13 protein-coding genes are annotated in these 12831 nt (G+C 69.8%); 7 read left to right on the forward strand and 6 right to left on the reverse strand.

Annotation, left to right across the window (positions count from 1 at the left end; translation table 11 throughout):
* Positions 1-199: 199 nt before the first annotated feature.
* Positions 200-1294 carry a histidinol-phosphate transaminase gene (hisC, locus tag WMF39_RS47840; RefSeq protein WP_437743101.1) on the reverse strand — a complete coding sequence of 365 codons (1095 nt, stop codon included), beginning with the start codon at positions 1292-1294 and terminating at the stop codon, positions 200-202.
* Positions 1295-1514: 220 nt separating this feature from the next.
* On the opposite strand from hisC, the gene WMF39_RS47845 reads away from it, so the two are divergent.
* From WMF39_RS47845 to WMF39_RS47855, 3 genes are read left to right on the forward strand one after another with little or no spacing between them, the layout of a single operon-like run.
* Positions 1515-2072 carry a glycine cleavage system protein R gene (locus WMF39_RS47845; protein WP_437529497.1) on the forward strand — a complete coding sequence of 186 codons (558 nt, stop codon included), beginning with the start codon at positions 1515-1517 and terminating at the stop codon, positions 2070-2072.
* A 34-nt stretch (positions 2073-2106) separates the two neighbouring features.
* A complete protein-coding gene (locus tag WMF39_RS47850) occupies positions 2107-3048 on the forward strand; it encodes a hypothetical protein (RefSeq protein ID WP_437743102.1) in 942 nt (313 codons plus the stop codon).
* A 30-nt stretch (positions 3049-3078) separates the two neighbouring features.
* Positions 3079-3318, forward strand: coding sequence for a hypothetical protein (locus tag WMF39_RS47855; protein WP_437743103.1), 240 nt, complete (start codon positions 3079-3081; stop codon positions 3316-3318).
* A gap of 18 nt (positions 3319-3336) precedes the next feature.
* Here WMF39_RS47855 and WMF39_RS47860 read toward each other — a convergent pair whose 3' ends face one another.
* The gene (locus WMF39_RS47860) at positions 3337-4122 is read right to left on the reverse strand and encodes an HAD family hydrolase (protein WP_437743104.1); all 786 of its coding nucleotides are present in this window, start codon (positions 4120-4122) and stop codon (positions 3337-3339) included.
* 120 nt (positions 4123-4242) lie between these two features.
* Between WMF39_RS47860 and WMF39_RS47865 the strand changes: the two genes are divergently transcribed.
* A complete protein-coding gene (locus WMF39_RS47865; protein WP_437743105.1) occupies positions 4243-5031 on the forward strand; it encodes a Uma2 family endonuclease in 789 nt (262 codons plus the stop codon).
* Between the two features lie 54 nt (positions 5032-5085).
* Here the strand turns inward: WMF39_RS47865 and WMF39_RS47870 are convergent, their stop codons facing one another.
* Entirely contained in the window at positions 5086-5850 is a 765-nt protein-coding gene (locus WMF39_RS47870; RefSeq protein ID WP_437743106.1) for an SDR family oxidoreductase, read from the reverse strand.
* A 158-nt stretch (positions 5851-6008) separates the two neighbouring features.
* On the opposite strand from WMF39_RS47870, the gene WMF39_RS47875 reads away from it, so the two are divergent.
* Entirely contained in the window at positions 6009-6872 is an 864-nt protein-coding gene (locus WMF39_RS47875; protein WP_437743107.1) for a helix-turn-helix transcriptional regulator, read from the forward strand.
* A gap of 165 nt (positions 6873-7037) precedes the next feature.
* Here WMF39_RS47875 and WMF39_RS47880 read toward each other — a convergent pair whose 3' ends face one another.
* The 3 genes from WMF39_RS47880 to WMF39_RS47890 form a co-directional block, all read right to left on the reverse strand.
* Entirely contained in the window at positions 7038-7622 is a 585-nt protein-coding gene (locus WMF39_RS47880) for a transposase (RefSeq protein WP_437743108.1), read from the reverse strand.
* Positions 7619-7783 (reverse strand): hypothetical protein, encoded by a 165-nt coding sequence (locus WMF39_RS47885; RefSeq protein WP_437743109.1) that lies wholly within the window; start codon positions 7781-7783, stop codon positions 7619-7621. The genes WMF39_RS47880 and WMF39_RS47885 overlap by 4 nt, the downstream gene beginning before the upstream one ends.
* Before the next feature lie 114 nt (positions 7784-7897).
* On the reverse strand, positions 7898-9253 hold the full coding sequence (locus WMF39_RS47890) for a hypothetical protein (protein ID WP_437743110.1): 1356 nt from the start codon (positions 9251-9253) through the stop codon (positions 7898-7900).
* Between the two features lie 822 nt (positions 9254-10075).
* On the opposite strand from WMF39_RS47890, the gene WMF39_RS47895 reads away from it, so the two are divergent.
* A complete protein-coding gene (locus tag WMF39_RS47895) occupies positions 10076-10546 on the forward strand; it encodes a hypothetical protein (RefSeq protein WP_437743111.1) in 471 nt (156 codons plus the stop codon).
* A gap of 621 nt (positions 10547-11167) precedes the next feature.
* On the forward strand, positions 11168-12829 hold the full coding sequence (locus tag WMF39_RS47900) for a DUF1592 domain-containing protein (RefSeq protein WP_437743112.1): 1662 nt from the start codon (positions 11168-11170) through the stop codon (positions 12827-12829).
* The last annotated feature ends 2 nt before the right edge of the window (positions 12830-12831 follow it).

The raw sequence follows: 12831 nt of genomic DNA on the forward strand, positions 1-12831 counted from the left end.
GACGAGGCGTTAGGACCCGACCTGTGGGGCACGCTGTGCAGTGAATGGTCGAGGGGATTGCAGGGCCGATGCCACCGGCGCGGCCCGCCGCCACGCGAAGCGCTGAGGCCAGAGGCTGCGCAAGGATCGTACACGTGCGCACGAAGCGGACGGCGCGCGACGGCGCATGGCGCCCCGGCCGCCACGGCGGCTCAGCTCATCACGCGCTCGCGCCCCCGGCGGCGCGCGACAGCTCGTCGATCGCGCCAAGCAGCGCGTCGTTCTGCTCCGGCGTGCCCACCGTGATCCGCAGCCTGTCCTGGATGCGCGGCGCGTCCCAGTAGCGCACGAAGATGGCGCGGTCGTAGAGCGCCCGGTACATCGCCTGCGCCGACAGCCCTCCTCCCGGCGGACTCGCCAGGACGAAGTTGCTCTGGCTCGGCGCCACCGTGAACCCCTTTTGCCGGAGCGCCCCGGTGAGCCGGGCGCGCTCGGCGATCACCTTCTCCCAGCTCTTCCTCGCCTCGTCCCGCGCGGAGAGCGCCGCGGTGGCCGCGGCCTGCGAGAGGATATCGGTGTTGTAGCTGTCGCGGGCCTTGTCGAGCGTCTCGATGAGCCGCGGGTGCCCGAGCCCATACCCGAACCTGAGCCCCGCGAGCGAGTATCCCTTGCTCAGGGTCCGCAGCAGAAGAACGTTGTCGAGCCCTCGCGCCGGGTCGAGCAGCGGCGTCGCGTCGAACTCCGCGAAGTCGACGTACGCCTCGTCGATGAGGAGCACGCCGCGGAACGCCCGCGCGACGCGCTCGAGCTTGTCGAGCGGCTCCTGCCGCCCCGACGGCGCGTGCGGGTTGACGAGGAGCGCGAGCCGGCAGCCGTGCTCGTTCAGGCGCTGCGCGAAATCCTCCGGGACCGACCAGTCCTCGGCGAGGGGGACCTGGGTGATCGTCGTGCCGTGGATCTCCGCGAGCACGTCGTAGAGCGAGTAGGTCGGGTACGTCTCGCCGATGCCGCGGCCGCCGGGCTCGCAGAACACCGTCATGGCCATGCGAAGCAGCTCGTCGCCGCCGTTCGTGGCGATCACCTGCTCGGGCGACAGGCCATGGAGCCGCGCCGCGGTCTCGCGGAACTGCTGCGCCCGGGGCGGCGGGTACCGGCGGAGCTGATCGGCCGAGACGTCCCGGATCGCCTCGAGCACGGCGGCCGGCGGCGGGTACGGGTTCTCGTTCGTGTTGAGCTTGACCACGTCGGCCCGCTGCGGCTGCTCACCTGGCGTGTAGGGCGTGAGTCGATGGATGTTGTCGCGTTCGTACAGCATGGGGATGGCCGTCTCTCGCCCACTGGCCCGCCGGAGACAAGCGCCTCGTCGTCGGCATGGCGCGCGCGGACGCGCGCGCGGCGCTCGATCCCGCCGCTCTCGGGGGAGCTCGGCCGGAGGACACGGACGGCGTTGCCCGGGCGCTCGTCGTCCGGGACGCGCGCCCCGCGCGCCCGCGGCGAGGTGCGCTGGCTGCGCGGATCGGACTAAGATGCGCCGCATGACGACGACGTCCGAGCCTGAAGTCTTCCTGGTCCTCTCCTGCCTCGGCCCTGATCGGACGGGCATCGTCGCGGAGGTGACCCACTACCTGACGGAGCGCGGCGCCAACGTGGAGGACAGCCGGATGGCGGTGCTCGGCGGCGAGTTCGGCATCCTCCTGCTCGCGTCGGGGCCCCCCGGCGCGATCGAGGCGGTCGAGCGCGAGACGGAGTCGCTCACCCGGGCGACGGGGCTCACGGTGCAGAGCCGCAGGACCAAGAGCCCCGAGTCGCACCGGCGCGCGGCGACCATCCCTTGCGTCATCTCCGTCGACGCGCTCGATCACGAGGGCATCGTGCGCGCGGTGTCGCGCGCGCTCCACGGCGTCGGCGTCAACATCGTCTCGCTCGAGACCTCGGCCTACGAGGCGCCTGTCACCGGCTCGCAGCTCTTCCGGATGGAGGCCCGCGTCGACGTCCCCGCCGGGGTGACCGTCACCCAGCTCCGCAAGGCGATGGATGCGGTCGCGGAGTCCGAGAACCTCGACATCGACGTCCGCTCGCTCATCAAGGGCTGACCGCGCCGCGCGAGAACCGGTATCCTAGCCGGCCATGCCCTTCAGCAATCTGAGCTCCCCCCGCAAGGTGCACGGCCTGGACGCGGAGATCCGAGGCGCCGCGGTCCTCGCGAGCCCCGGGCTCGTCGCGATGGTCTCGACCGATCCGGTGCGCCTCGGCGTCTGCCCGGTCGGCGGCTCCGGCGCGAAGACGACGAACCTGTCGCTGTCCTCGGCGCACGACGTGGCGCTCCTGTCGAAGGACGTCGCCGTGGTGCGGAGCGGCGACGACGCGGTGTGGGCGCTGCTCGGCATCACGCACGGCCCGAAGCTCGATCAGGTCGGCCGGGACGCGCGGCAGCTCGCCACGCGGTCGTCGGGCGAGACGGCGCTCGCGCTCGGCTGGGACGGCAGCGCGACGGAGCTCAAGCTCGACAAGACCGAGGTGAACGGCCGCACCTTCGCGGTGCGCGGCTCCGCGCGGGCGTTCGATCTGACCGAGACCGAGGCGCACGTGGTGATGGACGGCGCGGGGGAGGGCGGCGAGCTCCGCGTCCACCCCGGCGCGACGCCCGAGCCGGGCCCGACGCTCCGCGCCTCGCTGCCGCGCGCGGCCCAGAACCTCGATCGCGTGCGCGGCGGCCCCAAGCTGACGGCGGTGTACAAGCGCGGCGCGAGCGCGGTCTGCGCGGTCGTGAGGTCGTCCGGCAAGCTCGCGGCCAAGATGCTCGCGTTCGCCGATCCCGTCGCCGACGTCGCCGTCCTCGAGTCGAGCCTCTTCGCGGCCTTGGCGGACGGCCGCGTCGCGCTGTTCGACGGCGCCGCCATCGAGGCCGCGTCCGGCGCGCCGCTCGCGCCGACGGCGAGCGTCACGCTCGGCGCCCGCGGCGAGCCGGCCGTGCTCGCGGTCGCCGGCAAGGGATCGCCGACGCTGTGGGTCGGGACGAGCGCCGGGGAGATCTGGAGCCTGGCGATCGTCCGCAAGCAGGGCGGCTGAGGGGGCGCCGCACGGTGCTATGACCCTACGGTGCTCTCGCTGAAAGCCACCGTGCGGAACGGCCACATCGTGCTCGACGAGCCCACCGAATTGCCAGAGGGGGCCGTCGTGGATCTGGTCGCGGTGGGGGGAGACGCGCTCGATGAGCTCGATGACGAGGAGCGGGGGGCCCTCCACGCCGCGCTCGCTGAGGGCATTGCGCAGGACGACGCAGGAGACACGCTCGACGCCGACGAGGTGCTTGCTCGCCTCCGTGCTCGCGCGTCGTGACGCCGTCCTCACCGCGGCTCACGCCGCGCGCGCTGCGATCCGCCCGTCGACCAGCGCGTCCGGATCGAGCTGGTCGAGCGTCGTCACGACGCGATCCGCCCCCGCGGCCGCCAGCAGCGCCTCGTCGGCGAGCCGCGCCACGCCGATCGAGGTCATCCCGGCCGCCTTCGCGGCCTGCACCCCGGAGGGCGCGTCCTCGATCACGAGGCAGCGCGGCGGCGGGACACCGAGCGCGCGCGCGGCGGCCAGGAACAGGTCCGGCGCCGGCTTTCCGCGCGCCACCGCGACGCCGCAGAGGTCGGCGTCGAACAGATCGAGCAGCGTCGCGCCCAGGGAGACCGGCGCGCGGCGGGGGTTCTGGTGCTCGACGAAGGCGTCGACGCGGATCCTGCGGAGGAGCTCGCTGGCGTTCCTGGACGACGACGCCGCCGCGAGGAGCACGCCGCGCGCCTTGAGCTCCAGGATCAGCCGCGTCGCGTCAGGGAACACGACGAACTTCCCCGCCGCGATCTTCCGGAGCAGCACCGCCTGCTTGCGCTCGGCGTAGACCCCGGCGCGCTCCGCCGCGTCGGGCACGCCGAAGTAATCGAGCGCCGCGCGCGCGCCGCTCTCGCGCGCCTTGCCGGCGACCTCGCTCTGGTAGACGGCCGTCGTGAACCGCTCGGGCGCGTAGCGTGTCTCGGGCGCGATCGCGCGCCACTCGGTCGCCATCAGCGCCTCCAGCGCCTCCTGCCAGGCGCGCTCATGCGGCGAGTCGACAACCACCCCATCCACGTCGAAGAGCACTCCCCCGAGAGAACGCATGCCGCCGACATGGCGCCGGCGCGCCGGATCGGGAGCCCCACGGCGCCTCGGCGACGCCACGCGCGGTCGCGCCCGCCTGTGGCTCCCGCCGCTCCGCTCGGGGTGCTACCGTGTGGGCTCGTGCTGCCTGCCCGTTCCGGAGCCGCTCCCCCTGCGACGCGCCTGCCGCGCGCGCTCGTCGTCCGCGACCCGGAGCCCGAGGAGCTCCGTGCGACCATCGACTGGTCGGACTGGTACCTGGACGACGCGGACGGCATCGGCGCGTGGGGCGAGCACGACGAGATCTCCCGCCTGCTCCTCTCGTCGATCGCGCAGCTCGCGCGCGAGCGCGGCTGGACCGACCACCACGCCGGCACGGATCGGTTCTTCGCCTGGGTGCGCGAGGAGCCGCTCGTGCGCGTCTCGCCGGACGTCTACCTCCTCGATCACCGCCCCGCGCCGCCGCTGCCCAAGCAGTGGCAGACCTGGCTGCCCGGACACCGGCCCCCGCGCTTCGCCCTGGAGATCGTGGCGACCGACTGGCAGAAGGCCTACGAGGACGTCCCGCTCAAGTACTGCCAGCTCGGCTGCCCGGAGCTCGCGATCTTCGATCCGCTGGCCGCCACGCACCGGCCGCCGGCGGGGCGCGTGGCGCTCCAGGCCTACCGGCGCGACCCCGACGGCGCGTATGTCCGCGTGTACGCCGGCGCAGGGCGCGTGTGGAGCCCCGCGCTCGACAGCTGGCTCTGCGTGATCGGCGGCGGGGCCGAGTCCCGGCTCCGCCTCACGCGCCCCGGCGGCAAGGGCGAGCTCGTGCCCACCCAGGAGGAAGCCGCGGCGATCGAGGCCCGCGCGAGGGAGGCGGCCGAGGCGCGCGTGCGCGAGCTGGAGGCGCGCGTGCGCGAGCTGGAGCAGCTGGATCACGGGTAGCGCACGGCGCGCGTCACGGCGCCGCGAGCGTTTCCGGTCGCGAGGAGGCGCCGGTCACACCTGCTGGGTCGGCATGAGGGTGACGTGCGCCAGGTTGACGTGCCGCGGGAGGGCGGCCGTGAAGGCGATGGTGCTCGCCAGGTCGTCCGCCGTGAGCCACGTGATCTGCTGCCTCGCCTTGGCGATCCACGCCTTGGCGGCCTCGTCGGTCATGTGGCTCTGGAGCTCCGTGTTGACGAACCCAGGCTCGATGACCGAGACGCGGACGTGCTTCGGTCCGAGCTCGGCGCGCAGGTTGCGCGAGAGGTGGGTGACAGCGGCCTTGGTGGCGCAGTACACGGCGAACGTCGGAAAGACGCCGTGCGCGCCGATCGACGAGATGTTGATGAGGTCCGACGGGCCGCCCCGCTTCGCGGCCGCGACCAGCGGATCGATGAACGCGTCGACGACCCGCATCGCGCCGGTGAGGTTGACCTCGATCATCTGCTCGAAATCGGCGATCCGATGCTCCTCGACGCCGGACGGCAACATGACGCCGGCGTTGTTGATCACGAGGTCGACGGGGCCGAGCTCGGCCGCGATCGACCGCGCGGCGCCGGCGACGGCGGTCCTGTCCCTGGCGTCGGCGGAGAGCGCGAGCGCGCGCCCGCCCGCGGCGCGGATGCCCTCGGCCAGTGAATCGAGGCGGTCCTTGCGACGCGCGACGAGCGCGACGGCGGCGCCCTGCGCTGCGAGCTTGCGCGCGGTGGCCTCACCGATGCCGCTGGAGGCCCCGGTGACGACGGCGATGCGACCTGCGAGAGGAAGATGTTGAGACATGGTGCCAGCTCCTGGTTGGGTCCCCGCTCGGGGGTGCCCGCAATCTGGAGCTCCGCGTCGAGGTTAGGCAGACGTGCCGCGAACCTAGGATTCGCAATCCCTGGATAGAGGAGCGCGAACAGGGCATCTTTCGATGCGTGCCCGGGGCGCGCGCGATCGTGAGCGACAGGCGGAGCGAGCTGGCGGATTTCCTCCGAGGGAGGCGGATGCGCGCGGCGCCGATCGCGGGCGGCGCGTTCGCGGGGAAGCGGCGGCGCACGCCGGGCCTCAGGCGCGAGGAGATCGCGCAGCTCGCCGGGCTCAGCGTCGACTGGTACACCCGGCTCGAGCAAGGGCGTGACGTGAACCCGTCGCGCGAGACGCTCGAGGCGATCGCGCGCGTGCTGAAGCTCGACGACGACGAGCGAGGTCACCTGTTCTACCTGGCGCGGCCCGAGCCCGCGCGGGCCGCGGCGCGCCAGGAGAGGGCCGAGCCGGCGATGGCGCGCGCGCTCGAGGCGATGCGCGTCCCGGCGCTCGTCTTCAGCCCCCGATTCGACGTGCTCGCGTCGAACGGCGCCGCGCGCCGCCTGCTCGTGGACTTCGGCGACGTCTCCCCGCGAAGGCGCAACCTTCTCTGGATGACCTTCCGCCATGCGGCCTACCGCGCGCGCTACGCGGAGATCGGCGTGATCGAGCGGGAGGTCGTGGCCGCGTTCCGCTTCAGCGCGAGCTCGCACGTGGGAGATCCGGAGTTCGACGCGCTCGTTGCCGAGCTGCTCGAGACGAGCGAGGCGTTCCGGGTGATCTGGGCGCGCCACGAGGTCCGCGCCAAGGTGAGCGGCGCGAAGGCCTTCCGCGTCGAGGCCGAGGGCGCGGGTGGCCGCGACGCCGGCGACGCCGGGCCGCTCGTCCTCGAGTGGCACACGCTCGCCTCGACGACGTCGAGCCGCCAGCAGCTCGTCTACTACACGGCGCGCGCGGCGGGAGGGCCCGAGGACGAGCGCCGCCTCGCGGCGCTGTGCGGGGCCGACAGCGGATGAATGGGGCGCAGAAATGGTCGTACTGGAGCTCCCCGACCGTCGGCTGGGAGTTTTCTATCCCGGCCCCACGCGCGCGGAATCCATACATCGCGGACAATGTGAAGCGGAACCCCGCTTCACAGCGCTCCCTCCGGGAGGACGCAACGAGAAGGAAGAATGCAGTCACTAGAGCGGGGAGCAGGTCCGAGGGATACAGTACCCGCAGTGGTTGAACCAGCCGCGTGCGTCCGTCGGAGTGATCGCTCCGATCGCGTGGCCCATCGACTTGTAGACGGCTGAGGGCGTTCGAGGTGCATCCGCTCGGATCGACTCTTTGATCTTGGAACCACAATTCTCGACCGGTGAAAAGTCCGGGGAGTAGGGCGGCAGGTACATCAGCTTCGCGCCAGCGCTTTCGATCGCTTCGCGAACGCCCCGCGTGCGGTGTGACCCGAGGTTGTCCGCGATGACGACCTGGCCTGGCCTCAGCGCGGGCACGAGCTGCCCCTCGACGTACGGGCGGAAGGCTACGCCGTCCATCGTGCCCTCGAACGCGAAGGGAGCGACGACACCGTCGAGGCCCAGCCCGATCGTGAGCGTGATCGTGGGGTCAGTGTTGATCGGCACCGCACCGTGGGCACGGACTCCCCGTGGCGCCCATGCATGCCTCCGCGTCATGCCCAGATTGGTCCCAAATTCGTCAATAAAAACCAATTCTTGTGGATTGAGTCGAGCGAGCTTCTTCGCGAAGGCCTGGCGAGCCGCTGTCACATCTTCCGTGTCGCGCTCGGCTGCGTGGAGCGCTTTTTTTTCCGGGTGATGTTCAGCCGCCGCAACGCCCGGCCGACGGTATGGCGGCTGGCTACGATGTGATCACGGCGCGCGAGCTGGTCAGCCAAATCGTCCAGGGTCGCGTCGGAGGACGTCGCCACGAGCGACCTCAGGTCATCCAGCGCTTGCCCGTCGATCTTCGGTCGCGGCCCGTTGGCGCGAGGGCGCGGCGCGCCCGTAAAGGGAAGTCATGAACGTCACGTGCTACCTCTCTCTCAATAGACGTAGGCTCCGGCGAGCCGCAGTCCCAGGTATTGGTCGATGGCCCCGCCCGCGATGTAGGCGTCGCCCTGCTCGGGCTGGAACGACGAGAAGAACCGGGCGTACTCGGCGAGCACGCGCGCCTCGATGCCGGTCGCGATGGGGACCATCACCCCGGCCATCGCGCCGATGCCCTGCACGCTCGGCCCCTTGAACCGCTCGTAGACGGCGCCTGACGAGAGCGGCAGGAGGTACTCGGCGCCCAGCGTCAGCGCGACCGGGCCGACCGGGAAGCGGCCGTCGAGGCCGGCCCGGAACAGGGTGTAGGAGACATTGGGCACCGTCCTGGCGAGATCCGCCGGCGCCTCGATATCGAAGGTCAGGAACCGGAGCCCGGCGGAGATCCCGAGCTGGGACGCGTCGCCGATCGACAGCCGCTCCCGGAGGCCCAGGTTGATGCGCTGGTAGGTGGTGCTGATCGGGTCGCCGTCGCCCACCGCCGAGTTGAGGCCGAGCGCCCGCGCGTAGCTCGCGGTGATCCCGAGGCCCTTGAGCACCGCGATGTCCGTCGACGCGAGCGGGTACACCTCGCCCGCGATCGACAGCGCGGGCTGCCCGAAGACGCTGTAGGGCCGGAGGTTCTGCGTGCGCGGATCGGAGTAGTCGAACCAGCGGCCGATGAACTCGACGCCGAGCTCGACCGAGAAGAGCGCCGACCCGGCCTCGTGCGGCTCGCGCTTGCCGCCCTTCCCGCCCTCGTCGGCGTCCCTCTCCTCGCCGCCTTCGTCCTTCTCCTCGTCCCCCCCGTCGTCATCCTCGCCTTCGCCTTCCCGGTCGCCCTTCGCCTCGTCCTCCTCGGCGGGCGGCGGCGCGATCTGCGCCAGCGTCGGGCCGAGCAGCTCTTCCAGCGCCTTCTTGCGGTCGTCGCGCGAGCCGGTCACCGGCACCGCGCTGTCCACGGCGAGGTCGCCGGCGTTCTCGTCGACGTAGACGAGGTGGACCTCTTTCTTCTTCTTCTTGTTCGTCCGCGAGACGCCGTAGATGACCCCTTCCGCCTTCGCGGCCTTGCCCGCCTTGCGGATGCGGTCGATGGCCTTCTTGCGCTGGGCCTTCGACACGAGCGTGTCCCCGACGGGCTTGGTCTGGCCGGCGCTCTTCAGCGACTTCAAGAACGCGTCAGGGTCCACGACCCCCAGCGTCTCCGGTACGATGGCGAGGATGTCCTCGCGGATGTCATCCGCGTTGGGGCCTTCGATGCGCACCGCGATCGACTTCGACGCCTTGGGGGCGGCGAGCGTGGCGGGCGCGAGCGCGAACGTCGCGGCGGTCGCGGCGGAGAGCCCGAGCAGGATCCGCCCGCAGAGGCTCATGGAAAGGAACAGTGTTGTGGTTCTGGTGGGTTTGCGCACGGGCCTCTCGCTAGCGGCAGAGACGTCAACCGGGGCTTGCACGCGCGTGAGCCTGCAGGGGACCTGGACGAGCTCCCGCAGGCTGCTTCGTTCAGGCGGCCCCTTCGATGCATGGATAAGTTGCTGGCATAGCGTCGCTTTCCAGGGGTGGATCGTAGAGAGAATTTGTCTGTCAACCCAGAGCAGGTCCCGCAGTGTGATGGAACCTGGAGCACCTGATCCCGGACGGGGCCGATGTGATGACACCGTGCGCCCGAAGAGGGGCTGAGCAGAGCCCGCCGCAACATAAGTCACGCAGCACCCGAAGTTGCCATCCGGCCGCCTTGCCGGACCTCAGAGAATTCCGGTGGGAAATACTATGGAACTCACGACAGCCGAAGCGAGGGTTGTCGTGGTCTCCAGTGCATTGAAATTGGCAAGACCCAAGCACCATCGATCGGCGATCGCTTCCGCGGTGCCCGACCGAACGGAATCGGTGCCGAGACCGATCAAATGACGAAGGTCTCGGTGCGCATGACGGCCCACCCGAGGCGAAGCAAATGGATGCCTGTCGAGCGGAATGTGAACGTTCACATGGTCGATGTCAACGCCAATTGATAGGCCCGCGGGCGTATCCCCGAGCCCGAGGGAGGGCAAGGCTGGCGGGGCTCCTCCGGCGCGCCGCGTCAACATGGGCGGACGCCGGACCGCGTTGATCGCCGGCCCGCCCGACGCGCTCGAAGCCGAGCAGCGCATCGACGGTTGGCGCTCGACGCTGCGAGCCCGCCGGCGCCTGGGATGTCGATGAGCATGAAGCTGATGAGTGCGGTGTTGATGAGCGTCGGCATTGGCTTTGCGGGCGCAGCATGGGCCGCGAGCGGGACCGCGGAGGTCCCCGGTTCTGTTGCCGAGGGGAAGAATTTTGGCTGCGGTGCAAAAGGACAGAAGGCCTGTCCGATGCAGGGCTGGATGAAGGCGGTGATGCAGTCGGCGACCACGAGAGGCGACGGCGCGAAGATCGCGTCGGCGCTGGAATACGTGGCGCCGAAGCCGTCGCCCGGGATGCGCAAGTGGGTCGCGATCTCGAAGGATGGCGCGGAAAAGGCCAAGAAGGGCGATATCGACGGCAGCTCCGTTCGAGCGGGTCCGCCAAACGGAGTGGTCATCGTGAGCTCCTGTGCCGTGGTGCACCGATTTCTGTTCATGGTCAGGCCGATGACGATGGCAGCCTTCGTGGGCAACCGTCGTGATGCCGTTCGCTTTCTTGAGCCCTAGGCACGCCGCTCCATTTCTGGTTGACACCGACAATGTGAACGCTCACAATCCCTTGTCGGGGTGTCGTTCTGCTTTGCCCTGGACAGGCCGTCGTGCGCGCCGGCCCTTCGTCCCCGGGATCGGGATCGATCTCGGCACCGGGTACGTTCGTTCGGTCGTCGAGCACGCGTGCAGCGGCGCGTTCGCGGGCGCATCGCTCGCGCCATGCCGCGCTCTGAGCGCGAGGCCTCACCTGCGATCCGCACACGCACCGGTTCACTCAGCTTTCAGCCGTACACAACCAACATCGTCGAGGCTGCCGTGCGTTCATATATAGCGGCAAATCGTCGCTCTCGCTGGATTGAGCCTGGTGGGATGCGGCTCGTCGGATCCAGAGCCGCAGACGCTCCCCGAGACGCTGCTCTGGCTGTGGCGCGGTTACCCGCGCTGAACGCCGGGGGCGACATCGATTTTGATCACGAACGCCGCCATTGTAACAATAAACGGAGACGGAACTACAAGGATCTCGATATTCGGATCGCGCTTGGATTCCCTAGCCTCACCCAGCTTCCCTCCAACATCTCATCCTAGCAAGAGCGTTCCATGCCAATCGCAGAACGAATCGGTGTACTAGGTTCACTCATGAGCCGCTCGTCTCGCCTCGCGGCGCCGCTCGCGGTCGTCGTGGCCAGCGGGTGCACGGGCGTCTTGGGACCCGAGGGCGACGCGGCGCCGGCGGCCGAGACGGTGCCGGCGGCCGAGTGTGGCGCCGCCCCTGCGCTGGCCAAACCGCGCATCTGGCGGTTGACCAACACCCAGCTTGCCAACACCTTGCGCGACGAGTTCGACATCCAGCCGGCAGCGCTTGCGAACTTGCCGAACGAGGCCAGGCTCGACGGCTTCGCCAACCAGGCCTCAGACCTGCGAATCGCGCCGCTCCTCGCGGACGTATATTTCGCCGTCGGCGAGGAGCTCGGGGCGCACGCGCTGCAGAACCCCGACAAGTTTGGGATCGCTTGCGACGTCGCCAGCTTGGCGCCTGGCCCTTGCCTGGACGGTTTCGTCACCAAAACGGGGCAAAAGCTCTGGCGCCGCCCGCTCTCGGCGACTGAAGTCACCTCCTTCAGCGCGCTCTTCGCCAAGACCGCCGCGCAGGGCGAAGGTCCTGCCGGAGGTGTCAAGAGCGTCGTGCAGGCGCTGTTCATGTCGCCGAACAGCCTGCACCGCACGGAGCTCGGCACGGTGAAGGATTCACGAGCGGTGACACCGTTGACGGACCACGAGATCGCTTCGGCGCTCTCGTACCTGCTTTGGGACAGCGCGCCGGATGCTGAGCTCACCGCGCTCGCAGATCAGGGGGAGCTGCGCGACCGTACAGTGCTCTTGGCCCAGGCCAAGCGCCTGTTCGAGGCGCGCGATAAGGCGGCGCCGGCCATGAACCACTTCTTCGAGCAGTGGCTGGAGCTCGAGAATCTCCCGAATTCGGTGAAAGAGGCCAGCATCTTTCCGATGGCAACGCCCGAGCTCACCGCCGATTTGAAAGAAGAGCTGCGCCTGTTCACGAACAGCGTACTCTTCGACGCGGGAGCGGATCGTCGCTTCGACTCGCTGTTCACGAGCACGTACGCGTTCGTGAACGAGCGCACCGCTCCGCTCTACGGTTTGAGCGGGGTGACCGGCAACGCCATGGTGCGTCGCGAGCTCAATCCGACGGAACGCCGAGGCATCTTCACCTCGCTACCGTTTCTCTGGGGCCACGCGCACAGCGAAGATACGAACCTCGTCGGGCGCGGCGCCTACGTCCGCGCAGAGGTCCTATGCCACCGCGTGCCGCTGCCGCCCGGCGGTGTTCCAAATGCTGGCCAATTTGCCGAGCCGGGCGCCACGGGTCGGCAAAGACTCGGCATTCATGCGAGTCCGGGCTGCGCCGTCTGTCACAACCTGTTCGACGGCATCGGGTTTGCGCTCGAAAGCTACGATGCTATCGGTCGCTACAGAACGATGGATCAGGGGCAGGTGATCGATGCGAGCGGCAGTCTGCCGCTGCCGAGCGAGGAGAATGCGCTTCCCGGAATCGTGTTTTCCAACTTCGTGGAGATGGTGGACGAGTTGGCGCAAAAGCCGGATGTCTACGGCTGCTTCGCCCAGCAGTTCGCCGCCTACGCTTCAGGATACGACTTGCCGGAGCTCGACGCCTGTGAGAAGGAGCGCCTCGCGGACGACTTTGCACGCTCACAGCACGCGATCGATCAGCTGGTGCTGAGCGTGATCGCATCGCCGAGCTTCATCGACCGGAGGAACTAGGA

Origin of the sequence: Sorangium sp. So ce1504 (genome assembly GCF_051521635.1) — a bacterium.
Classification (GTDB): Bacteria; Myxococcota_A; Polyangia; order Polyangiales; family Polyangiaceae; genus Sorangium; species Sorangium cellulosum_B.